The following is a 22,769-nucleotide window of genomic DNA, read 5'->3' as shown; positions in this document are numbered from 1 at the left end:
GGGCCGAGCCGCGCCGCTCACGAAAGTGCCGCGAGCAGTTCTTTCTCGATCTCGATCTGCGAGCGCTGCCCCTGCAGCGCGGCACCCTGGAGCAGGAAGGTATCTTCCACGCGCTCGCCCAGCGTGCTGACCTTGGCGAATTGCAGGTTGAGCTTGTGGTGCGCCAACACCCGCGCGATGGAGTAGAGCAGGCCGATGCGGTCGCTGGCCGACACGGTGAGCAGCCAGCGCTGGCCCCGGTCGTCCGGGCGGATGTCGACGCGCGGCGTCACCGGGAAGCTGCGCACGCGGCGCGACACGCGGCCGCGGGTCACCGGCGGCAGCGGTCCGGCGCCCTCGAGCGTCTGCGCCAGGTCGGTCTCGACCATCGTCACCAGCTCGCGGTAGTGGTCCTGCATGTCGGCGGTGACGACCTGGAAGGTGTCGAGCGCGTAGCCGTTGCTGGCGGTGTGGACCTTGGCGTCCAGAATGCTGAAGCCGGCCTGGTCGAAATAGCCGCACAGGCGCGCGAACAGGTCCTGGGTGTCGGGCGTGTAGACCAGCACCTGCAGGCCCTCGCCGAGCGGTGACAGGCGGGCGCGCACGATGTGCGGCTCTGCGCCGGTGTGCGCGGGTGCGGCTTCGTCGCCGTTGGCACGCGCGCGGGCGACGCCGGGCTTCTGTTTGTCGACATGGCGCGACAGCTGTCGGGCATGCCAGGAGATGTCGCCGGCGTCGTGGCGCATGAAATAGCTGACGTCGAGCGTGTCCCAGAGCTTGCGATGGCCCTCGAAGGGCTCGGCGTGCAGGGCCAGCATGACCTGCGCCTCGCGCTTGCGGGTTTCCACTTCGGCGTCCGGGTCGGGTGCCCGGCCGCCGAGCGTGCGCAAGGTGTAGCGGTAGAGGTCTTCGAGCAGCTTGCCCTTCCAGGCATTCCACACCTTGGGGCTGGTACCGCGAATGTCGGCGACGGTGAGCAGGTACAGCGCGGTGAGATAGCGTTCGTTGCCCACGCGCTGCGCGAAGGCGTTGATGACCGCCGGGTCGCTCAGGTCGGACTTCTGCGCGGTGTGGCTCATGGCCAGGTGCTCGGCCACGAGGAACTGGATCAGCCGGGTGTCTTCCTCGGAAATGCCGTGCTCGGTGCAGAAGATGCCAACGTCGCGCGCGCCCAGCTCCGAATGGTCGCCCCCGCGGCCCTTGGCGATATCGTGGAAGAGCGCCGCCACGTACAGCACCCAGGGCTTGTCCCAGCCGGCCGCCAGCTGCGAGCAGAACGGGTATTCGTGCGCGTGCTCGGGCAGGAAGAACCGGCGCATGTTGCGCAGCACCATCAGGATGTGCTGGTCGACCGTGTACACATGGAACAGGTCGTGCTGCATCTGGCCCACGATGTTGCGGAACACCCGCAGGTAGCGGCCGAGCACCGAGGTGTCGTTCATCAGGCGGATCGCATGCGTCAGGCCCTTGGGCTGCTGCAGAATGCGCAGGAAGGTCTTGCGGTTGACCGGGTCGCGTCGGAACGAGGCGTCCATTTCGTTGCGCGCGTTGTAGAGCGCACGCAGCGTGCGGGCCGACAGTCCGCGCAGGCCGTCGCGGCCTTCGTAGACCAGGAAGGTCTCCAGGATGGCGTGCGGCTCGCGCTGGAAGAGGTCGTCGCTCGCCACTTCGACCATGCCGCCTTTCTCGAAGAAGCGGGCGTTGATCGGAATCAGCGCGTGGCTGCTCGGGTTGAGCCGCTCGGCGATGTTCATCAGCAGGATCTGGCTGAGCTGGGTGACCGCCTTGGCGGCCCAGTAGTAGCGGCGCATCAGCGCCTCGCTGGAGCGCATCGCCAGGCGCGAGCCATCGGGCGCCTGGGAGCGGTAGCCGAAGGACTCGGCCACGGCGGTCTGCAAGTCGAACACCAGCCGGTCCTCGCGGCGGCGGGCGATGAGGTGCAGCCGCATGCGGATCAGGTTGAGCAGCGCCTCGTTGCGCTTGATGTGGGTCACCTCGAGCGGCGTGGCCAGGCCGTTGTGCGCCAGGGCGTCCCAGTTCTCGCCGTAACCGGCGGCGCGCGCCACCCACAGAATGGTCTGCAGATCGCGCAGCCCGCCCGGCGATTCCTTGCAGTTGGGCTCCAGGGCGTAGGGCGTGTCTTCGTACTTGTGGTGGCGCTGGCGCAGCTCCAGCATCTTGGCGGTGAAGAACACCCGCGGATCGAGCGCTTCGCGGAAGGCGCGACGAAAGCGATGAAACAGCAGGGCGTCGCCGGTGATGCGGCGCGATTCGAGCAGCGCGGTCTGCACGGTGATGTCGCGCTGCGACTCGGCCACGCATTCGGCGGTGGTGCGCACGCTCGATCCGATTTCCAGTCCGGCGTCCCAGCAGCTGCCGATGAAGGCTTCGACGCGCTGGCGCACCGACTGTTCCTCGTGGCAGTTGGTGTGGTCGGGGCAAAGCACCAGCACGTCGATGTCGGACGCCGGAAACAGCTCGCCACGACCGAAGCCGCCGACCGCCAGCAGGGCAAAACCTTCCGGCAGGCCGGCATGGCGCCAGAGCGACACCAGCAGGTCGTCGGCCAGCAACGCGAGCCGGCGCAACAGCGGCTGGGTGCGGCGGATGGCGCTGCCGGACGACGCGGGCTGCAGCAGCGCGGCCTTGTCGCGGCGATACGCGTCCCGCAAGGCGGTCAGCCCGGGGAGCTCGGGGGCTGCGAGCGTGCCGGGCGCGGAGGCCCCGGAAGAAACGTCGGAAACGTCGGACACGTTGGACATGGGGGTGACAGCCTTGAATGAAGGGCGGCAGCGCGACGTGCATGCCAGCGTGGCGCCCGGTCAGCCGCCTATTGTCTCATTCTGTTTCAGCCATCGCGGCGGCGGGGGCATGGTGCCTCGCCGTGTGGCCCGGGGAGGCTACTGTCATGCGATGGCGGGCTGTGCGGCGGTCACGAAGTCGGGCGGCGCCAGGCTGCCGGCCGACAGAGTGAGCACCTCGTAGCCGGTTTCGGTCACCAGCACGGTGTGTTCCCATTGGGCCGAAAGGCTGCGGTCGCGGGTGACGATGGTCCAGCCGTCGTTGCCCGATTCCTTGATCTCGCGCCGACCGGCATTGATCATGGGCTCGATGGTGAAGGTCATGCCGGGCTTCAGCTCGTCGAGCGTGCCGGGTCGGCCGTAGTGCAGCACCTGCGGCTCTTCGTGGAATTTCTGGCCGATGCCGTGGCCGCAGAACTCGCGCACCACGGTGTAGCCCTTGCCCTCGGAAAATTTCTGAATGGCGTGGCCGATGTCGCCCAGGCGCGCGCCGGGCTTCACCATGACGATGCCGTGCCACATGGCTTCGTAGGTAGTCTCCACCAGACGCCTGGCCTGGTTGGTGCACTCGCCGAGCAGGTACATGCGGCTGTTGTCGCCGTACCAGCCGTCGGGCGTGATCACGGTGACGTCGACATTCATGATGTCGCCCTTCTTCAGGGGCTTGTCGTTCGGGATGCCGTGGCAGACCACGCTGTTGAGCGAGGTGCACAGGTGGCCGGGGTAGGGCGGATAGCCCGGCGGCGCGTAGCCGATGGTGGCGGATACGGTGCCCTGCTGGCGCATGTAGTCGGCGGCGAGGCGGTCGATTTCCTTGGTGGTCACGCCGACCTGGATGTGGGGCGTGAGGTAGTCCAGGACCTCGGACGCGAGCCGGCAGGCCGTGCGCATGGCGGCGATCTGTTCGGGGCTCTTGATGTTGATGCTCATCGGCGGATTATCCCATCGGGCGTCGGCCCGCCGTCGCCCGCCGGACCATGGGCGGGGGCCGGCTGTGGGTAAAATCGTGGGCTTCGCGCCGGTCCCCAGTCAGCGGACCGGCCGTGTTTTCGCCTATCCAGGCCGCCATTGCGATCCACCCGATCCTCAACGCGATCCAAAAGTGACCCAGCACATCACCTTCTTCGAAGGCGGCAACGCCGTCAGCGACTTCCGCGCGCGCCAACTGCTGCCGCAACTCCAGGCGGTGCATCCGCGCATCACCGGCATCGCCGCGCGTTTCGTCCACCTGGTCGCCACCGACGCCGCGCTGGCCCCGGCCGACGCCGAGCGCCTGGCCGCGCTGCTCACCTACGGCGAGCCCTACGCCGGCCCGGCCGACGGCGCGCTGGTCGTCGTGGCGCCGCGCTTCGGCACGGTGTCACCCTGGGCGTCGAAGGCGACCGACATCGCGCACAACTGCGGCCTGGACATTCGCCGGGTGGAACGCATCGTCGAATACCGCGTCTCGCTCAAGGCACCGCTGCTGGGCAGCGCCTCGCTCGACGACGCCCAGGCGCAGGCGGTGGCGGCCCTGCTGCACGACCGCATGACCGAATCGGTGGTGTTCGACCGCAATGCCGCGCAAGGCCTGTTCACCGAACTGCCGGCCGCGCCGATGGAACAGGTCGACGTGCTGGGCGGCGGGCGTAGCGCGCTGGTGACAGCCAACACGCAGTTCGGCCTGGCGCTGGCCGAAGACGAGATCGACTACCTGGTCGACAACTTCACCAGGCTCGGCCGCAACCCGACCGATGTCGAGCTGATGATGTTCGCCCAGGCCAACAGCGAACACTGCCGCCACAAGATCTTCAACGCGCAGTTCACCATCGACGGCGTGGCACAGGACCACAGCCTGTTCGGCATGATCCGCAACACCCACCGTGTCAGCCCGCAGCACACGGTGATCGCCTATTCCGACAACGCCTCGGTGATGGAAGGCCAGGAGCGCGAGCTCTTCGTGGCCAGCGCCGCCGACACCGAATCGGCCCCCGCCTACGAGCGCCGCCGTTCGCTGCAGCACGTGCTGATGAAGGTCGAAACGCACAACCATCCGACCGCGATCTCGCCCTTTCCGGGCGCTTCCACCGGCGCCGGCGGCGAGATCCGCGACGAAGGCGCCACCGGCCGCGGCAGCAAGCCCAAGGCCGGGCTGACCGGCTTCACGGTGTCCAAGCTGTGGCCCGAGGGCGACGGCTACGGCAAGCCCGAGCACATCGCCAGCCCGCTGCAGATCATGACCGAGGGTCCACTGGGAGGCGCGGCCTTCAACAACGAATTCGGACGGCCCAACCTCCTGGGCTATTTCCGCGAGTACGAGCAGACCATCGCCAGCGACGCCGACACCCTGCGGCGCGGCTACCACAAGCCGATCATGATCGCGGGCGGCCTGGGCAGCATCGACGCCGGGCTGACGAAGAAGATCGAATTCCCGGCCGATTCACTGCTGATCCAGCTCGGCGGCCCCGGCATGCGCATCGGCATGGGCGGCAGCGCGGCCAGCTCCATGGCGACCGGCGCCAATGCGGCCGAGCTCGACTTCGACTCGGTGCAGCGCGGCAATCCCGAGATCGAGCGCCGTGCGCAGGAAGTCATCAACCATTGCTGGATGCTGGGCGACGCGAATCCGATCCTGGCGATCCACGACGTGGGCGCGGGCGGGCTGTCCAACGCCTTTCCCGAGTTGACCAACGACGCCGGCCGAGGCGCCGTTTTCGGCCTGCGTGCGGTGCACCTGGAAGAGTCGGGCATGAGCCCGAAGGAAATCTGGTGCAACGAAAGCCAGGAACGCTACGTGCTGGCCATCGCGCCGCAATCGCTGGAGCAGTTCGCGGCCTTTTGCGAACGCGAGCGCTGCCCATACGCCGTGGTCGGAACCGCAACCGAGGAGCGCCAGCTCGAGGTGATCGACCCCGACATGCCCATCCCGCCTGTGGACATGCCCATGGACGTGCTGCTGGGCAAGCCGCCCAAGATGCATCGTGACGTGAAGACGCTGCCGCGCACCTTCGAGCCGCTGGAGCTGACCGGCGTCGACCTGCAGCAGGCCGCGATCTCGGTGCTGTCGCACCCGACGGTCGCGTCCAAGCGTTTTCTCATCACCATCGGCGATCGCACCGTCGGCGGCCTGACGCACCGCGACCAGATGGTCGGCCCCTGGCAGGTGCCGGTGGCCGACTGTGCGGTGACGCTGGCCGACTACGCCGGCTTTGCCGGTGAGGCCATGAGCATGGGCGAGCGCACGCCGCTGGCAGCGCTCGACGCGCCGGCGTCCGGCCGCATGGCGGTGGCCGAAGCCATCGCCAACCTGCTGGCAGCGCCGATCGAGCTGCCCCGCGTCAAGCTGTCGGCCAACTGGATGGCCGCTTGCGGCGAGCCGGGCGAAGACGCGGCGTTGTACGCCACCGTCAAGGCCGTGGGGCTGGAACTGTGCCCGGCGCTGGGTGTGTCGATTCCGGTCGGCAAGGATTCGCTGTCGATGCGCACCCAGTGGAAAGACGCCGGCGGCGAGGCCAAGAAGGTGAGTTCCCCGGTAAGCCTGATCGTGACCGCCTTCGCCACCCTGGGCGACGTGCGCGGCACCCTGACACCGCAACTCGACGCCACCACCGACGACACCACGCTGGTGCTGATCGACCTGGGCCGTGGCCGCAACCGCATGGCGGGCTCCATCCTGGCGCAGGTGCTGGAGCAATCCGGTGACACCGTGCCCGACCTGGACGACGCGCAGGACCTGGTACGCCTGGTCGATGCGGTGAACGCCTTGCGCGCACAGGGCCGCATCCTGGCCTATCACGACCGCAGCGACGGCGGCCTGTTCGCCGCAGCCGCCGAGATGGCCTTCGCCGGCCACGTGGGCGTGGCGCTCAACGTCGACATGCTGGTGACCGAGGGCGACGGCATCTCCGACAGCCGCGCCGAATACGGCGATGCCAAGAACTGGTCGCAGCAGGTGTCGGCCCGCCGCGAGGAGCTCACGCTCAAGGCGCTGTTCAACGAAGAGCTGGGAGTGCTGCTGCAGGTGCGCACCGAGGAGCGCAACGAGGTGATGCAGACGCTGCGCTCCTTCGGCCTTTCCAAGTACAGCCATTTCGTCGGCAAGACCCGGCCGGCGAGCTCGCCGCTGGAAGTCGGCAAGGGCAAGCTGGAAATCTGGCGCGACACCAAGTCGGTCTTCAGCGCCAGCCTGTTCGACCTGCACCAGGTGTGGGACAGCGTCAGCTGGCAGATCGCCCGCGAGCGCGACAACCCGGCTTGCGCCGATAGCGAACACGCTGCCGCCGGCCTGCCCGAGGACACCGGTCTGCACTGGCAGGTGCCGGCCGAGGCTTCGGTGCTGCCGCAGGCGCCGGCCATCGTCGGCCAGGCCCGGCCGCGCGTGGCGATCCTGCGCGAACAGGGCGTCAATTCGCATGTCGAGATGGCCTATGCCTTCGACACCGCCGGCTTCGAGGCGGTCGACGTGCACATGACCGACCTGCAGGCCGGCCGCGCCCGCCTGTCGGACTTCAAGGGCGTGGTCGCCTGCGGTGGTTTCAGCTATGGCGACACCCTGGGTGCCGGCATCGGCTGGGCACGCAGCATCACCTTCCACCCGGAACTCGCCGCGCAGTTTGCGGCCTTCTTCGGCCGGGCCGACACCTTCGGCCTGGGCATCTGCAATGGCTGCCAGATGTTCGCCGAGCTGGCCGACATCATTCCTGGTGCATCCGCCTGGCCGCGCTTCACCACCAACCGGAGCGAGCGTTTCGAGGCGCGCCTGGCGATGGTCGAGGTGCTGAAGTCGCCCAGCATCTTTCTGCAGGGCATGGAAGGCTGGAAGCTGCCGATCGCGGTGGCGCACGGCGAGGGTTACGCCAACTTCGCGCACCGGGGTGACGCGGCGCAGGCGGTGGGCGCCATGCGCTACGTGGACCACACCGGCCAGCCGACCGAGCAGTACCCGTTCAACCCGAACGGCAGCACCGGCGGACTGACCGGCGTCACCACGCCGGACGGCCGCTTCACCGCGCTGATGCCGCATCCGGAACGGGTGTTCCGCAATATCCAGATGAGCTGGACGGGCGGCGATCCGGCGGGCTTCAGCCCGTGGATGCACCTGTGGCACAACGCGCGCCGCTGGGTGGGTTGAGCGACGGCGTGGCCGGGGAGGGCGGCACCGCTCAGGGCGCCGCGCCTCACCAGGTCTTGGCGGGCATGCTCCAGCCCTTCAGGAAGTTCTGCATGTTTTCGACCAGCCCCTCGTAGGACATCTCCGAGCAGCTTTCGAATTCGGCTACGTATGCAATGCCGAATCCGGGCACGCGATCGCTGAGTGTCTTCACCAGCGCCTCGCGCACCGCGTTGTTGAATTCGCAAGCCTTGCCCAGATCCAGTGGTTGGCCCTCAGGCTGGCAGAGACGCACCTTGCAGCTGTCGAGCTCGTTCAACAGGGTTTTGGCACGAGAGTCTTCCGGCACCAGGGCTTGCATCCGCCAGAAGTAACCCAGCATTTGCATCAGGTGGCTGACCGGCAAAAGCGACTCCAGCAGCCGGTCGAGTGTGGGTGCGAGCCGCTCCGACAGCGGCGTGTCGATCGCCAGGTGTTCATGCAGCGCGCCGATGAGTTTCTGCGTCGCGACGACCGCCTCCTTGGCGTCGAGCGGAGTGCTGCCCAGTCCCAGCAGACTGGTGTATCGCCGCTCGATGGCGAAGCGCTCGTCGACATTGGCCTTGGAGTGGTAATGCACCAGGTCCTGCTGAAGTTGCGCGAGCATTTCGCGGCTGAAACCGTAATGGTCGCGGAGCATGGCGATCAGCGCATTCGCCGGGCTGTTCAGCAAGCGTTCGGGCTTTGCCGGCGGCGCCTTGAGACGGGCTTTGTCGATCCCGTTACGAAGAAAGGCTGCCAGGCTTTCGTCATGCAGCTTTTCCAGGTCGTTTTTGGCAGAAGCACTGGACTCCCAATGCGCATGGGCCGCCGCGACCGAGATGGCGAGTGCTTGCGCATCGCCTTGGCAGTAACCATGGGCCGACATGGTCTCGGCAAAGCGGCCTGCGAGCTTCGCCAGCTCGGCTGGGTCCAGCTCGGGATGTCGTGCGGCGACCTGATGAAGGGCGCGCTCACGCGCTTCATTGCCGAGCGGTTGGCCGAGCTTGCGGTAGAGCTCCAGCATGACCATTTGGCGAGACTGTTTGGAATGCTGCACCACGGCCCTCAACAAAGCGGACAGGTTTTGCAGCGCCTGGACCATTCGAGCGCACTTGGCAAGACCTGGAATGCTGTCCTGAAGCTCAGCCGTGAGCACATTGACCGCCTGCGGATCGGCGGCCATCCGCTGCAGGAGGTTGGGGCCGGAGCGGCCGATGGCGCGTTCGAGCGCATGCATGTCACTGCCTGGCGTGACCTGGTCGACCAACGATAGTTCCTCCTGCAGGCAGTCGTAGAGGCCGACCGGCGCCGCTGGGCCGGCGGTGCTGAGCAAGCTTCGGTCGACACCCCGCTGGGCGGCGATCTGCTCGCGGATGGCGGCCTCCAGGGCGTCGGGCAGAGCGGGGTGCCCGGTGAGCCGCAAGGCGACGGTGGTTCGATCCGTTTCGCACTTCTGGTCGTGAAAGTGGTACCAGCCAAGCGGAGGCAGAAGCGCTAACAACTGGCCCAGCGGTGGTGGAGAGCCGCGCGTGGCGGCGGGCGATTCGTACCAGTCGATCAGGCGGCGCAGTACCGGCGTGACGTCGGCCGCGACCTCGGCCTGCACGCCCGAAGCTTTTGTCAGGGCGTTTCCGATTTCTTCCTTTTGGTGGAGCGTGAGATCGAGCGAATAGGCTTGCCCGATCCGGGTGAGGGCCTCCTCGACGGGGTCGGAAAGCGGTGGCGACTTCGATGGCGGCTTTTCCAGCCTGTAGGCTTCAGCGCCGGCGTTGGACTCTCTGAGAAAGTTCTTTCTGGCGCTTTGGGTGCGCGCGTACTGATTTTCCTCTTCCTTCGACGCGCTTTTTGCCTGCTCCCCTAGGTCGGCGGCATAGTGCCCCAACACGTCGTTGTCGAAACGCGATCCGGCTTTGATGTGTCGAAGCATCAGCAGGGTGAGCATCATTGGCAACAGTCGGTCGAGCAGGGGCGAATAGTCGCGGTCCATGGCACTGAGCAGCCATCGCATGCTGATGGGGCAGTTGGGATGATCGAGCCGATGGGTATCCGGGCTCGGCGATGCGCAGAAATCGAGGATGGCCCGTACCACGGCGGCACGCTGCTTGCCCGAACTGTCCGCGAGGCGGTCGCGGTAGATGTCGTCGATGTCGATACCAAGGTCTTCGGCGATTTTCTTGCATGCGTCGGTCGCGCCGAACGTGGAGGTGAGCACCTTGGGGTTGTCCAGTTCGGCGATGGCGTCCCAAGTCTTCGCGTGCTGAGGAAGCAAGCATTCCCACTCGGTCTTGATTCTGGGCGTCGAGACATAGCCGAAGTCCATCGGCTCGGCCTTCGTCGGGCTTGCCGGCTCGTCGTCGTAGTCGTTCGTCGCGAAGGCCGTCGGATCGAACCATGCGGGTTTGCTGGAGACCTCGGCAGTCGACGTGCTGGTTGTATTGGCTTCGCCGAATACACGGGGTGGGGAAATTTTGCTGGGAGTGGATGGAAAAGCCATGCTGTCCTTCGAATTGGAAGAGGGAAGCTGAGTAAAGCGTCCTCCGTAGGCGGCCGATGCTAGGTACGCCCCCTCGGCGCTTCGCGCTCAGGTCCGAAGTGCGGCGCACACCTCCGAAGTCCGGTCTTCGCTTTTACGTTTGCAACAGCACCTGCGGCCATTTCGACTACAAACACGCAGCCGGCGCGCGCCGGATTCTTCCGCTCCGCCACCGAAGCGGGTCTGTTCCCGCATCACGCCCATCCGAAGGATTCATTCATGGCCGGAGCCAGCCTGCTTACCCTGCTCGACGACATCGCCAGTCTGCTCGACGACGTGTCCGTCATGGCCAAGGTGGCTGCCAAGAAGACCGCCGGCGTGCTGGGCGACGACCTGGCGCTCAACGCTCAGCAGGTCGCCGGCGTGGAGGCCAGCCGCGAATTGCCGGTGGTGTGGGCGGTGGCCCGGGGATCGCTGCTCAACAAGCTGGTCCTGGTGCCCGCCGCGTTGGCGATCAGCGCCTTGGCGCCCTGGCTGATAACGCCGCTGCTGATGCTCGGCGGCGCCTACCTCTGCTACGAAGGCGCCGAGAAGCTTGCGCACCGTTTCCTGCATTCGCCCGAGGATGACGCCGCCCAACGCGAACAACAGCGGCTGGCACTCTCGGAGCCCGCGCTCGACGTCGCCGCCTTCGAGCGCGACAAGATCAAGGGCGCGATCCGCACCGATTTCATTCTGTCGGCCGAGATCATCGCCATTACCCTGGGCGTGGTGCAGGACGAAGACTTCCTGTCGCGCCTGCTGGTGCTGTCGGGCATTGCGCTGGTGATGACGATCGGCGTCTACGGACTGGTGGCGGCCATCGTGCGGCTCGACGATTTGGGCCTGTACCTGGTGCGGCGGGGCACGGCGACGGCCAAGTCGCTCGGCAATGCGATCCTGGCCGCGGCTCCCTGGCTGATGAAGATGCTGTCGGTGCTGGGCACCATCGCCATGTTCCTGGTCGGCGGCGGCATCCTGGTGCACGGCGTGCCGGCGCTGGCGCACGCCGTCGAGGGCATCGGCGGCGGCAGCCTGGTGGCCAGCGTGCTCAATGGCCTGCTGGGGCTGGTGGCGGGCGGCGTGTTGGTGCTGTTGATGCAGCTCTGGCGGCGCATGCGGCGCTGACACCAGTCGGTGGTCTCTAGCGTGCCAGGCCCCATCCGGCCATCAGTTGCTGGAGTTGGCGCTGCGCCGCCTCGCTCAGCGGCCAGGCCGACGGCGGACGCGTTGCGCCGCAGTCGTGGCCCATGATCTGCAGGGCGCTCTTGACTACCGTGACGTTGGTGCCGTTGTTCTCCTGCGCCCGCAGATCCTCGAAGGGCAGCATCTCGGCGATGAGGCGCATGGCCAGCGGATAGTCGGCCGTGTCCAGCGCCGCATGGATCGCGACCGAGCGCTCGGGCATCACGTTGATCAGACCGGAGGTGAAGCCCCGCGCCCCGACCGCATAGAACGGCGGCGCCCAGTTCTCGGCCAGCCCGCCGACCCAGGCCAGGCCCCGGTCGGCGGTACGGCGAATGGCTTCGGCCAGCACCAGCGGCGTGGGCGACGCCCACTTGATGCCGATGACCTGCGGAATGCGGCAGAGCGCCTCGATGGCGGCCAGGCCGATGTTGTCGTTTCGCAAGTAGAGGATGACAGGAAGGCCGTCGGCCGCATCGGCCACGCGCTGCACGTAGGCGGTGACACCGCGCGGCGCCACGAACGGGTCCGGCGGCTGGTGCACCATGATCGCGTCGGCACCCGCTGCGCGCGACACCTTGGCCAGGGCACACGCTTCGTGCACGCTGCGGCCGACGCCGCCGAGCAGCGGCACGCGCCCGGCGATCTGCTCGGCGGCGATCTGCACCATGCGTTCGGCCTCGGCGGCCTGCAGGCCGTAGAACTCGCTGGTGTTGCCGTTGGCCACCAGCACATGCACGCCGGCTTCGACCGCGCGGTCGACGATGGGCTTGAGCGGTGCCGGTGCGATGCGGTCCTGCCCATCAAAGGGCGTGACGAGAATGCCGGAAATGCCATCGAGCGCCTGGCGCAGCGCGGCTCGGTCGAAGTGGGCCATGACGTTTTGTCTCCTCGGATGTGATGGGGCGGCGGCCGATATGCTCGGCGCCTGGCGCGGGCCGACTCTAGGCGGGCCCGGCGCGGCCGTCCAATCCAAACAGGCTATCCGCCGATCCAGGATCCGCATCGTGTTCCAGCTTTCCCAGTTGCGCTGCTTCGTCACCGTGGCGACCGAACTGCATTTCGGCCGTGCCGCCGCCTTGCTCCACATGACCCAGCCGCCGCTGACCCGGCAGATCCAGTTGCTGGAACACGAGTTGAACGTGCGGCTGCTCGACCGCAGCGGCGGCGCGGTGCGCTTGACGCCCGCCGGCGCGGCCTTTCTGCCGGAGGCCGAAGACCTGCTGCGGCGGGCACAGGCCGCCACGCTGGCGGCGCGCCGGGCGGTGGGCGGGCAGGCCGGCAGCGTCACGCTGGGTTTCATTCCGGCGGCGAGCTTCGCGCTGTTGCCCCGGCTGCTGGCGGCCGCGCAGGCGCGATTGCCGGGGGTGCAGGTGATCCTGCGCGAGATGCAGACGGCCGACCAGCTCGAAGCCCTGGGCGCCGACCGCATCGACCTGGCCATCGTGCGACCCTTCGCGCCGCGCAGCTTTGTCGAGTCTGCGTCGCTGATGGTCGAGCCCTTCGTCGCGGCGCTGCCCGCGTCGCACGCGCTGGCCGCGCAGCAGACCGTGGCGCTGGCGCAGCTCGAAGGCGAGCCGCTGATCCAGTTCGCGCCCTCGGAATCGCGTTACCTGTACGAGTTGGTCGCCGGACGTTTTCAGGCGGCAGGCGTGCGGCCGGAGCCGGTGCAGACGATGAGCCATACCCATTCGATCCTGGCGCTGGTCGATGCCGGCATGGGCCTGGCGCTGGTGCCGCGATCGGCGCGGGCGCTGCGCTTCGAAGGGGTGGCGCTGCGCCCGCTTGCCGAAGTGCCGGGCATGCCGCCGCTGGAGGTGGAGCAGCGCCTGGCGTGGCGGCGCAACGCGCGCGAAGGCGTGGCGGTGTCGATGCGGCAGCTGCTGCTGGAACAGGCGGCGGTGCCGGATCAGCCGCGCAGTCGTGCCACCTGTTGATCGCGAAAGGCGCGCGGCGTGCAGCCCACCACCTGGCGAAAGCGCCGGTTGAAATAGGCCTCGTCGCCGTAGCCGCAGCGGCGTGCCACCTCGCGCACCTGCATCGACGATCCGGTGAGCAGTTCCTTGGCGCGGTCGAGGCGCCGTTCGGTCACCAGCTCGGTGAAGGTCTGGCCGGTTTCCTTCTTGAGCAGGTTGGCCAGGTAGTTGGGCGACAGGAAGGCGGCGGCCGCGGCATCGGTCAGCGACATTTCGCGCTCGAGGTTGTCACGCACGTAGCGCACCACCCGCTGCAAGGCGTCGTGGCGGGAGGTTCGGCCTTCGTGGCGCAAAGCCAGGCGTTGGAGCTCGCGCTCCTGGCGCAGGCAGGCCAGACCGATGATCTGCAGCAGCAGTCCGCGCACGATCGCCATGCCGCCGAAACTGCGCTCGGCGTTGAAGCGTTGCAACTCGTCGAGCCAGCCGGAAAGGCGGGAAAAATCCGGCTCGTCGAGGACGAAATCCAGATATTCCTGGAACAGGAAGGGCCCGAGCTGGGGATGCGCACTGAAGGCCACGGCGTCGAGGTCCAGCGTGTCGGCGTCGATCTCGGGCCAGAGAAAGTCCTGGCTGAAGTTGACGATGCAGTAGCGTGAACCCGGCGGATGGGGGATCACATGAATACGATGCGGCAGCACGAAGCTGAGATAGCAACGGCCGAACGGCCGCACCGCCGCGCCGATCGCCTGCTGGGTGTCGCCCTCCAGGCCGATCTGGATCTGGAAATAGCCGTGCCGGTGCGGCTGGGTAAGTTCGTTGCGCGCGCCCTGGAAGCGGATGTCGAAGTCCAGGTGTTCGGCGCGTTCGTGCATGCGCCAGGTGCGCAGGGGCAGTTGCGAGGTCGGCATGATCCGCCGAGGTTACCCCGCCTCGGCGGATCGGGCGATGTCGCTCAGACGACGTCGGTATGCACCTCGCCCAGGCCGGCGATGGCGCCGGTGAGGTGGTCGCCGCGCTGGATGGCGCCCACGCCCGCCGGCGTGCCGGTGAAGATCAGGTCGCCCGGACGCAGTTCGAACAGGGTCGACAGGTAGGCGATGGTGCCAGGCACCTTCCAGATCATGTCGGCGAGGTCGCCGTTCTGCCGCATCTCACCGTTGACCGACAAGGTGATGGACCCGGTCGTCGGATGCCCGGCCTGCGCCACCGGCACCACCGCGCCGCAGGGCGCTGCGTTGTCGAAGGCCTTGCCCAGCTCCCAGGGCCGGCCGGTCTTCTTGGCGATGCCCTGCAGGTCGCGGCGCGTCATGTCGAGCCCGACGGCGTAGCCGAAGACATGCGTCAGTGCCTCGGCCTCGGGAATGTTGGCGCCGCCGGTGCCGATGGCCACGATGAATTCGACTTCGTGGTGGACGTTGGTGGAGATGGAGGGGTAGGGGAACGACCGACCGTCGGAGACGATGGCGGTGTGCGGCTTCATGAAGAAGAACGGCGGCTCCACATCGGGGTTGTGTCCCATCTCGCGGGAATGTTCGGCGTAGTTCTGACCGACGCAGAAGATGCGTGCCACCGGAAAGCGCTGGGCGCTTCCGGCGATGGGCAGGGAATTGATTTTCTGCGGTTCGATGGCGTAGCTGTCGGACATGGATCGGTGTCTCGCTGGGTTTCGGATGGAAACCCCACTCTAGGCCGGCGGCGAATCCTGCGGTCGTCCATGCTTAAGCGCTAATTGGACAGAATTACGAACCGGGCATGTGCCGTTCGGAGTACATAAAACGCAGCGCACAGTGCTTTTCGTCGGACAAAACGCGTGAGAGGATGAATTTCCTCTCACCGAAATGCCACCCGCCATGTCCGACACCCTGTCCCACGCATCCACCGCCATTCGTCGCCGGCCGGTGGACGCGTCGTCGCTCAACGGGCCCGGCGGCTCGCCCACCCAGAGCCTGGACCGGGCGCTGGAACTGCTCGACGTGGTGGTCGGGCACACCGCCACCGGCATTTCGCTGGGCTCGCTGGCGGCCATCGTGGGCTTGAGCAAACCAACGGCGCATCGCCTGCTCAGCGGGCTGCGCTCGGCCGGCATGATCGATTACGAGCCAGGTTCACGTCGGTACCACCCGGCCTTCAAGCTCTACAGCATGGGGCAGGCGGCGTCGGGCCGTTTCGATGTGATCCACCTGGCCGCCGCCAGCCTGGAGCGACTGGCCGAGGACACGGCCGACTCGGTCTTTCTCACCGCGCGCAGCGGAGATTTCGCCGTGTGCGTGGCGCGGCGCAGCGGCGGGTTTCCGATCAAGGCTTCGATCGGCGATATCGGCGATGTGCGACCGCTCGGACTGGGCGCCGACGGCCTGGTGCTGCTGGCGGCGTTGCCCGACAGCGAGGTTGAACGCAATCTGGAGCGGCATCGCGAGGCGATCGCCGCAACGCCGCGCTGCGGTGCCGACGAAATACGGCGCCAGGTGAGCGTGGTGCGCGAACTCGGCCACGGCTTCGCGGAGGCTGCAGGCTCCGCCGAAATTTCGGCGCTGGCCGTCGGTATCCGGGGGGCGAACCAGCAGGTCGAGGCGACGATCTCGGTGGTGGCGATCGCATCGCGTCTGACTCAGCCTCGGCGCAGCTCCGTTCTGCAGCAGGTGTTGATGGAGGTGGAGGCTGTCGAACGTTTGATGCGTGACCGCGCGGATTCGCGGCGCGCGGCCTGAAGTCAACGAATAAGGCCGGCCACCTTTCGGTGACCGGCCTTCGCAGTTCGTTCGCGGTTGATCAGGCAGCCGGCAGGTTGTCCGCCGCCAGGCGTCGGTTGAGACCCAACACCGCCAGCGTGCAGATGGCGCCCGACAGCAGGTAGATGCTGACATAGGCCAGCCCGAAGTGGGCCGACAGGCCGAGCGCGACCAGCGGTGCGAAGCCGGCACCGAGCAGCCAGGCCAGATCGGAAGTGAGCGCTGCGCCGGTGTAGCGGTAGGCCGCGTTGAAATTGGCGGTGACAGCGCCGGAGGCCTGGCCGTACGACAGGCCCAGCAGCACGAAGCCGATCAGGATGAACGCGTCCTGGGCGAAAGGTCCACCGCCCAGCAGCATCGGGGTGAAGAAGCTGAAGACCGCGATGGCCACCGCAAGAGCACCGAGCGTGCTGCGACGGCCGATGCGGTCGGCGATCCAGCCGGAAGCGATCACGCAGGGGATCGCGATGAAGGCGCCGAGGATCTGGATCGCCAGCACTTCGTTGACGGTCTGCGCGGCGTAGAGCGTGATCCACGACAGCGGAAACACGGTGATCAGGTGGAACAGCGCGTAGCTGGCCAGGGCGGCGAAGGCGCCGATGAACACGTTGAAGCCCTGCGTGCGGAACAGCTCGCCGACCTTGGTGGGCTCCAGTTCACGCTCTTCGAGCAGCTTGGTGTATTCGTGGGTGACCACCAGTCGCAGGCGGGCAAAGAGCGCCACCACGTTGATGGCGAAGGCCACGTAGAACGGATAGCGCCAGCCCCACTCGAAGAAGTCCTTCGGGCCGAGACTGCTGTGCAGGTACACGAACAGACCCGCGGCGATGATGAAACCGATCGGCGCGCCGAGCTGGCCGAGCATGGCGTACCAGCCGCGCTTTTCCTTCGGCGCGTTCAGTGCCAGCAGCGAAGGCAGGCCGTCCCAGGCGCCGCCGAGCGCGATGCCCTGGACGAAGCGAAAGATCGAAAGCAACACGATGGACGTGAAGCCGAGACTGGTGTAGCCCGGCAGGAACGCGATGCCCGCCGTCGAGATGCCCAGCAGGAACAGCGCCACCGTCAGCTTGGTGCCGCGCCCCAGGTGTTTTTGAATGACCATGGACCCGATCGTGCCGATCGGCCGGGCGATGAAAGCGAATGAGAAAATCACGAAGGCCCACAAGGTGCCTTCGAGACGGGCCTCGAACGGAAAGAACACCACCGGGAAGACGAGCACCGAGGCGATCGCGTAAACGAAGAAGTCGAAATACTCGGAAGTGCGGCCGATCACCACGCCGATGGCGATTTCACCGGGAGCGATTTTTCCATGGTCGTCGTACATGTCACGTACGTCGTTTTCCATGGAGGTGGACGAATGGTCCGGGTAGGCAGCATTGGGCATGGTGATGCTGGTCATGCAGAGCTCCGTCTTGCTTTGTTGTTGGGAAAGACTAAACGTAGACAGGCTCGCCTATTCCAGAGGAAACCCGGTATAGGACAAAACGTCCAATGGCCGTCAGCTAACATTCCGTTGTAAATTCCGAGTGTTTTCCCTAGCAAAGCCTCCACTCACATAGTTCGGCATGCCATTACTTAAAAAACTCAGCGCATTGCTCATGCTCGCGGCCCTCGGCCTGCTGGCCGGGTGCAATGCAGTCGTCATGAAGCCTTCTGGCGACATCGCAGTTCAGCAACGCGACCTCATCCTGATCTCGACCGGCCTGATGCTGTTGATCATCATCCCGGTGATCTTCCTGACCTGCCTGTTCGCCTGGCGCTACCGCGCCTCGAACAAGGAAGCCGCCTACGAGCCCGACTGGGACCACTCCACCGGTCTCGAACTGATCATCTGGTCGGCACCGCTGCTGATCATCATCGCGCTGGGCGCCATCACCTGGATCAGCACCCACACCCTCGACCCCTACCGTCCGCTCGACCGCCTGGAGGCCAATCGCGCGGTCCCCACCGGCACCAAGCCGCTGGAAGTGGAAGTGGTGGCGCTGGACTGGAAGTGGCTCTTCATCTATCCCGAATACGGCATCGCCACTGTCAACGAAATGGCGGCTCCCGTCGATAGGCCGATCACCTTCCGCATCAGCGCCTCGAGCGTGATGAATTCGTTCTTCATTCCCGCGCTGGCCGGCCAGATCTACGCGATGCCGGGCATGGAGACCAAGCTGCACGCGGTGATCAACGCCCCGGGCGAGTTCGAAGGCTTCTCCGCCAACTACAGCGGCGCGGGCTTCTCGCACATGCGCTTCAAGTTCCACGGCGTCAACACCGCCGATTTCGACAAGTGGGTGGCCACCGCCAGGGCCGCGGGCGGCTCGCTCGACCGCGCCGGCTATCTCGAACTGGAACGCCCGAGCGAACGCGAACCGGTGCGCAAGTGGGCATCGGTCGACCCGGCGCTCTTCGAGGCCATCGTCAACCGCTGCGTCGAAGCCAACCGCATGTGCATGAAGGACATGATGGCCATCGACGCCAACGGAGGCCTGGACCTGCCGGGTCGCTCCAACCTGGTGGCATCGGCCGCACTGCCGCCGGTCGCCCCGGGCGTGTCCGGACGGCCCGCCCGTACCTACGTCGCATCGATGTGCACCGCGGCCGATCCGGCCGGGGCGGCGCCGGTCGCCCAGCCGCTGTAAGCCGAGCCTAGCGCCGACCACAGTTTTTCCCTGTTTCCTCGCGAAGCCCGCACCGGACCCACGATGTTCGAACACCTAGATCTCACGAAGCTCATCTTCGGCCGCCTCTCATGGGAGGCGATTCCATTCCATGAACCTATCTTGCTGGTCACCTTCATCGGCGTGCTGCTCGGCGGCGCCGCGCTGGTCGGTGCCCTGACCTATTTCAAGGTCTGGGGCTACCTCTGGAGCGAGTGGTTCACCAGCATCGACCACAAGAAGATCGGGATCATGTACATGATCCTTGGCCTGGTCATGCTGCTGCGCGGCTTCGCCGATGCGCTGATGATGCGGGCCCAGCAAGCGCTTTCCTTCGGCGACAACGCCGGCTTTCTGCCGCCGCACCACTACGACCAGGTCTTCACCGCCCACGGCGTGATCATGATCTTCTTCGTGGCCATGCCTTTCGTCACCGGCCTGATGAACTTCGTGGTGCCGCTGCAGATCGGCGCGCGCGACGTGGCGTTTCCGTTCCTGAACAACTTCAGCTTCTGGATGACCGTCTCCGGCGCCGTGCTGGTGATGGCTTCGCTGTTCGTCGGCGAATTCGCCCGCACCGGCTGGCTGGCGTATCCGCCGCTTTCGGGCATCGCCTTCAGCCCGGACGTGGGGGTCGACTACTACATCTGGTCGTTGCAGATAGCGGGGGTAGGGACCTTGCTCTCGGGCGTGAACCTGCTGGCGACCATCGTCAAAATGCGCGCGCCCGGCATGACCCTGATGAAGATGCCCATCTTCACCTGGACCGCCCTCTGCACCAACGTGCTGATCGTGTTCGCCTTCCCGGTGCTGACCGCCGTGCTGGCCCTGCTGTCGCTCGACCGTTACGTCGGTACGAACTTCTTCTCGAACGACCTCGGCGGCAACGCCATGATGTATGTCAACCTGATCTGGATCTGGGGTCACCCCGAGGTCTACATCCTGGTGCTGCCGGTCTTCGGCGTGTTCTCGGAGATCGTCTCCACCTTCGCAGGCAAGCGCCTGTTCGGATACGCCTCCATGGTGTACGCCACGGTCGTGATCACCATCCTGTCCTACCTGGTGTGGCTGCACCACTTCTTCACCATGGGTAGCGGGGCGAGCGTCAACTCGTTCTTTGGCATCACCACGATGATCATCTCGATCCCGACCGGGGCGAAGATCTTCAACTGGCTGTTCACCATGTATCGCGGGCGCATCCGCTACGAAGTGCCGATGCTCTGGACCGTGGGCTTCATGATCACCTTCGTGATCGGCGGCATGACCGGCGTGCTGCTGGCCGTTCCCCCGGCCGACTTCGTGCTGCACAACAGCCTGTTTCTGATCGCCCACTTTCACAACGTGATCATCGGCGGCGTGGTGTTCGGCGTGTTCGCCGGCATCAACTACTGGTTCCCCAAGGCCACCGGCTACAAGCTCGACCCGTTCTGGGGCAAGTGCTCGTTCTGGTTCTGGCTGGTCGGCTTCTACCTGGCCTTCATGCCGCTGTACGTGCTGGGCCTGATGGGCGTCACCCGCCGCATGAGCCACTTCGACGATCCGTCGCTGGCCATCTGGTTCCGCATCGCCGCTTTCGGCGCGGTGCTGATCGCCCTGGGCATCGCCTCGATGCTGATGCAGTTCTACGTCACCTTCCGCGACCGCGAGAAGCTGCGCGACCACACCGGCGACCCGTGGAACGGCCGCACCCTGGAATGGTCCACCGCTTCGCCGCCGCCGGCCTACAACTTCGCGTTCACCCCGCGTGTGCACGACAACGACGCCTGGTGGGACATGAAGAACCGTGGCTATGTGCGTCCGCTGCAGGGCTTCATCGCGATCCACATGCCCAAGAACACCTGGGCTGGCATCACGCTGGCGGGCCTGTCCACCGTGTTCGGCTTCGCAGCCATCTGGCACATGTGGCTGCTGGCGGTCGTGTCCTTCGTGGCGCTGATCGTGACCACCATCGTCCATACCTTCAATTACAAGCGCGACTATCACATCTCTTCGGACGACGTCGTCCGCGAGGAAGCTGAACGTACCCGCATGCTGGCCGCCCATGTCTAACACCATCGCAACCGCCAACCACGGCGCCCCGGGCGCCTCTACGGAAGCTCCGCGCTTCTACCTGACGGAAGAACACCACGTCGAGAACGGTACGCTGCTGGGCTTCTGGCTGTACCTGATGAGCGACTGTCTCATCTTTGCCTGCCTGTTCGCGGTGTACGGCGTGCTCGGCCGCAGCTATGCGGCCGGCCCGTCGGGCATGGAACTGTTCGAGCTGCCGCTGGTGGCGCTCAACACCGCCATGCTGCTGCTGTCTTCCATCACCTATGGCTTTGCCATCCTGGAGATGCAGAAGAAGAAGGTCGGCTCCACCATCTTCTGGCTGGGCATCACCGGGCTGTTCGGCCTCGCCTTCCTCGGCATCGAGATGTACGAGTTCGCGCACCTGATCCACGAAGGTGCCGGCCCGCAACGCAGCGCTTTCCTGTCCGCGTTCTTCGCGCTGGTCGGCACCCACGGTCTGCACGTCACCTTCGGCATCATCTGGCTGGTCGTGCTGATGTTCCAGGTCGGCAAGCACGGCCTGCACAGCGCCAACCGCCGCCGCCTGATGTGCCTGTCGATGTTCTGGCACTTCCTGGACGTCGTCTGGATCGGCGTCTTCACTTTCGTCTACCTGATGGGTACGCTGCCATGAGCACCTACACCGAAAACCACTTCCAGCACGGCCGCCACATAGCGCCCGAAGACAGCCAGCTCCCCGACGAGCACGGCCACCACGACGACGACCACGGCGGTCATTCCGAGAGCACCCTGGGCGGCTACGCCATCGGCTTCATCCTGTCGGTGATCCTGACCGCGATCCCGTTCTGGATCGTCATGACCAAGGTGTTCGACAACTCGCACACCACCGCGATGGTCATCCTGGCCTTCGCCGCGGTGCAGATCGTGGTGCACATGGTGTATTTCCTGCACATGAACAGCCGCTCCGAAGGCGGCTGGAGCATGCTGGCGATGATCTTCACCATCATCGTGGTGGTGATCACGCTGAGCGGGTCGCTCTGGGTCATGTTCCACCTGAACGCCAACATGATGCCGGTCAACGCCCACGACATGAAGAACATGCCCTGATGGCCGGTGCATCCCTGCAGCGGGGCGCCCGGGCCCCGCGCTCCAAGACCACCGCCGCTTTGCTGGCGGTGTTTTTTTTGGCGGCCTTTGTCGCCTTCGTGCTGCTGGGAAGCTGGCAGGTGCAGCGGCGCGCCTGGAAGCTCGACCTGATCGAGCGCGTGGAGCAACGCGTGCACGCCGCGCCCACGCCGGCCCCGGGGCCGGACGCCTGGGCCGGCGTCAGCGCCGCGACGGACGAATACCGCCACGTTACGCTGGCCGGCGTCTTCCTGCACCAGAAGGAAGCGCTGGTGCAGGCGACCACCGTCAAGGGCGGCGGCTTCTGGGTGCTGACGCCGTTCGATATCGGTGACGGCACCACGGTGCTGGTCAACCGGGGTTTCGTGGCGCCGGAAAACCGCGCGCTCGCCTCGCATGGCGGCGACCGACCCGTCGGCCTGACCACCGTGACCGGCCTGCTGCGCATGACCGAGCCCGGCGGCGGCTTCCTGCGCAAGAACGACCCGGCCGGCGACCGCTGGTATTCGCGCGACGTGGCGGCGATCGCCGCGGCCCGTGGGCTCGACCGCACCGCGCCGTATTTCGTCGATGCGGACGCGGCGGTGTGGGCCTCGGCCGACGAGCCGGTCGGCGGGCTGACGGTGATCTCGTTTCCCAACAGTCACCTCGTCTATGCCGTGACCTGGTTCGGCCTGGCCGCGCTCACCGTGGTCGGCGCCTTCATCTGGCTGCGCGAGGAGCGGCGCCCACGCCGCGCCGCCTGACCGTC

The 22,769-nt window shown here is 66.4% G+C and carries 16 protein-coding genes; 9 read left to right on the top strand and 7 right to left on the bottom strand.

Features of this window, described 5'->3' with window-relative positions; genetic code table 11:
- Positions 1-17 precede the first annotated feature (17 nt).
- Positions 18-2,741 (bottom strand): [protein-PII] uridylyltransferase, encoded by a 2,724-nt coding sequence (locus R9X41_RS12150; protein WP_318630726.1) that lies wholly within the window; start codon positions 2,739-2,741, stop codon positions 18-20.
- A gap of 144 nt (positions 2,742-2,885) precedes the next feature.
- On the bottom strand, positions 2,886-3,710 hold the full coding sequence (map, locus tag R9X41_RS12145; RefSeq protein ID WP_318630725.1) for a type I methionyl aminopeptidase: 825 nt from the start codon (positions 3,708-3,710) through the stop codon (positions 2,886-2,888).
- A gap of 172 nt (positions 3,711-3,882) precedes the next feature.
- On the opposite strand from map, the gene purL reads away from it, so the two are divergent.
- A complete protein-coding gene (gene purL, locus R9X41_RS12140; protein WP_318630724.1) occupies positions 3,883-7,890 on the top strand; it encodes a phosphoribosylformylglycinamidine synthase in 4,008 nt (1,335 codons plus the stop codon).
- 46 nt (positions 7,891-7,936) lie between these two features.
- On the opposite strand, the gene R9X41_RS12135 is transcribed toward purL, so the two are convergent.
- Positions 7,937-10,384: an amino acid adenylation domain-containing protein gene (locus R9X41_RS12135; RefSeq protein WP_318630723.1), complete on the bottom strand. Its 2,448-nt coding sequence runs from the start codon at positions 10,382-10,384 to the stop codon at positions 7,937-7,939.
- A 258-nt stretch (positions 10,385-10,642) separates the two neighbouring features.
- On the opposite strand from R9X41_RS12135, the gene R9X41_RS12130 reads away from it, so the two are divergent.
- Entirely contained in the window at positions 10,643-11,530 is an 888-nt protein-coding gene (locus R9X41_RS12130; protein WP_318630722.1) for a DUF808 domain-containing protein, read from the top strand.
- Positions 11,531-11,546: 16 nt separating this feature from the next.
- Here R9X41_RS12130 and R9X41_RS12125 read toward each other — a convergent pair whose 3' ends face one another.
- A complete protein-coding gene (locus R9X41_RS12125; RefSeq protein WP_318630721.1) occupies positions 11,547-12,464 on the bottom strand; it encodes a dihydrodipicolinate synthase family protein in 918 nt (305 codons plus the stop codon).
- A gap of 130 nt (positions 12,465-12,594) precedes the next feature.
- Between R9X41_RS12125 and R9X41_RS12120 the strand changes: the two genes are divergently transcribed.
- On the top strand, positions 12,595-13,524 hold the full coding sequence (locus R9X41_RS12120; protein ID WP_318630720.1) for a LysR family transcriptional regulator: 930 nt from the start codon (positions 12,595-12,597) through the stop codon (positions 13,522-13,524).
- Here the strand turns inward: R9X41_RS12120 and R9X41_RS12115 are convergent.
- Both R9X41_RS12115 and R9X41_RS12110 read right to left on the bottom strand, forming a co-directional pair.
- On the bottom strand, positions 13,497-14,411 hold the full coding sequence (locus R9X41_RS12115; RefSeq protein ID WP_318630719.1) for a helix-turn-helix transcriptional regulator: 915 nt from the start codon (positions 14,409-14,411) through the stop codon (positions 13,497-13,499). The genes R9X41_RS12120 and R9X41_RS12115 overlap by 28 nt on opposite strands.
- A 44-nt stretch (positions 14,412-14,455) precedes the next feature.
- Positions 14,456-15,148: a fumarylacetoacetate hydrolase family protein gene (locus tag R9X41_RS12110; RefSeq protein WP_318630718.1), complete on the bottom strand. Its 693-nt coding sequence runs from the start codon at positions 15,146-15,148 to the stop codon at positions 14,456-14,458.
- A 205-nt stretch (positions 15,149-15,353) separates the two neighbouring features.
- Between R9X41_RS12110 and R9X41_RS12105 the strand changes: the two genes are divergently transcribed.
- Positions 15,354-16,211, top strand: a complete 858-nt coding sequence (locus R9X41_RS12105; RefSeq protein WP_318635109.1) for an IclR family transcriptional regulator — start codon at positions 15,354-15,356, stop codon at positions 16,209-16,211.
- A gap of 61 nt (positions 16,212-16,272) precedes the next feature.
- Here the strand turns inward: R9X41_RS12105 and R9X41_RS12100 are convergent, their stop codons facing one another.
- Positions 16,273-17,577 carry an MFS transporter gene (locus tag R9X41_RS12100; RefSeq protein WP_318635212.1) on the bottom strand — a complete coding sequence of 435 codons (1,305 nt, stop codon included), beginning with the start codon at positions 17,575-17,577 and terminating at the stop codon, positions 16,273-16,275.
- A gap of 220 nt (positions 17,578-17,797) precedes the next feature.
- Between R9X41_RS12100 and cyoA the strand changes: the two genes are divergently transcribed.
- The 5 genes from cyoA (at position 17,798) to R9X41_RS12075 (ending at position 22,764) form a co-directional block, all read left to right on the top strand.
- The gene (gene cyoA, locus R9X41_RS12095) at positions 17,798-18,862 is read left to right on the top strand and encodes a ubiquinol oxidase subunit II (RefSeq protein ID WP_318635108.1); all 1,065 of its coding nucleotides are present in this window, start codon (positions 17,798-17,800) and stop codon (positions 18,860-18,862) included.
- 63 nt (positions 18,863-18,925) lie between these two features.
- Complete coding sequence (cyoB, locus tag R9X41_RS12090; protein ID WP_318635107.1) at positions 18,926-20,929, top strand: cytochrome o ubiquinol oxidase subunit I; 2,004 nt, start codon at positions 18,926-18,928, stop codon at positions 20,927-20,929.
- The gene (gene cyoC / locus R9X41_RS12085; RefSeq protein WP_318635106.1) at positions 20,922-21,566 is read left to right on the top strand and encodes a cytochrome o ubiquinol oxidase subunit III; all 645 of its coding nucleotides are present in this window, start codon (positions 20,922-20,924) and stop codon (positions 21,564-21,566) included. Before cyoB ends, cyoC begins: the two co-directional genes overlap by 8 nt.
- Positions 21,563-22,000, top strand: a complete 438-nt coding sequence (gene cyoD, locus R9X41_RS12080; protein ID WP_318635105.1) for a cytochrome o ubiquinol oxidase subunit IV — start codon at positions 21,563-21,565, stop codon at positions 21,998-22,000. Before cyoC ends, cyoD begins: the two co-directional genes overlap by 4 nt.
- A complete protein-coding gene (locus R9X41_RS12075) occupies positions 22,000-22,764 on the top strand; it encodes an SURF1 family protein (RefSeq protein WP_318635104.1) in 765 nt (254 codons plus the stop codon). The genes cyoD and R9X41_RS12075 overlap by 1 nt, the downstream gene beginning before the upstream one ends.
- Positions 22,765-22,769: the final 5 nt, after the last annotated feature.

This window comes from Xylophilus sp. GOD-11R, from assembly GCF_033546935.1.
GTDB lineage: Bacteria > Pseudomonadota > Gammaproteobacteria > Burkholderiales > Burkholderiaceae_C > Xylophilus.
Note: the sequence above shows the minus strand (reverse complement) of the source record. Positions and strands in the feature narration are given on the sequence as shown.

Coding starts and splice junctions, on each gene's coding strand:
- R9X41_RS12105 (WP_318635109.1), top strand. CDS start 15,354: ATGTCCGACACCCTGTCCCACGCATCCACCGCCATTCGTCGCCGGCCG.
- cyoC (WP_318635106.1), top strand. CDS start 20,922: ATGTCTAACACCATCGCAACCGCCAACCACGGCGCCCCGGGCGCCTCT.
- cyoA (WP_318635108.1), top strand. CDS start 17,798: ATGCCATTACTTAAAAAACTCAGCGCATTGCTCATGCTCGCGGCCCTC.
- R9X41_RS12135 (WP_318630723.1), bottom strand. CDS start 10,384: ATGGCTTTTCCATCCACTCCCAGCAAAATTTCCCCACCCCGTGTATTC.
- map (WP_318630725.1), bottom strand. CDS start 3,710: ATGAGCATCAACATCAAGAGCCCCGAACAGATCGCCGCCATGCGCACG.
- cyoD (WP_318635105.1), top strand. CDS start 21,563: ATGAGCACCTACACCGAAAACCACTTCCAGCACGGCCGCCACATAGCG.
- cyoB (WP_318635107.1), top strand. CDS start 18,926: ATGTTCGAACACCTAGATCTCACGAAGCTCATCTTCGGCCGCCTCTCA.
- R9X41_RS12150 (WP_318630726.1), bottom strand. CDS start 2,741: ATGTCCAACGTGTCCGACGTTTCCGACGTTTCTTCCGGGGCCTCCGCG.
- R9X41_RS12115 (WP_318630719.1), bottom strand. CDS start 14,411: ATGCCGACCTCGCAACTGCCCCTGCGCACCTGGCGCATGCACGAACGC.
- R9X41_RS12075 (WP_318635104.1), top strand. CDS start 22,000: ATGGCCGGTGCATCCCTGCAGCGGGGCGCCCGGGCCCCGCGCTCCAAG.
- R9X41_RS12110 (WP_318630718.1), bottom strand. CDS start 15,148: ATGTCCGACAGCTACGCCATCGAACCGCAGAAAATCAATTCCCTGCCC.
- R9X41_RS12100 (WP_318635212.1), bottom strand. CDS start 17,577: ATGGAAAACGACGTACGTGACATGTACGACGACCATGGAAAAATCGCT.
- R9X41_RS12130 (WP_318630722.1), top strand. CDS start 10,643: ATGGCCGGAGCCAGCCTGCTTACCCTGCTCGACGACATCGCCAGTCTG.
- R9X41_RS12125 (WP_318630721.1), bottom strand. CDS start 12,464: ATGGCCCACTTCGACCGAGCCGCGCTGCGCCAGGCGCTCGATGGCATT.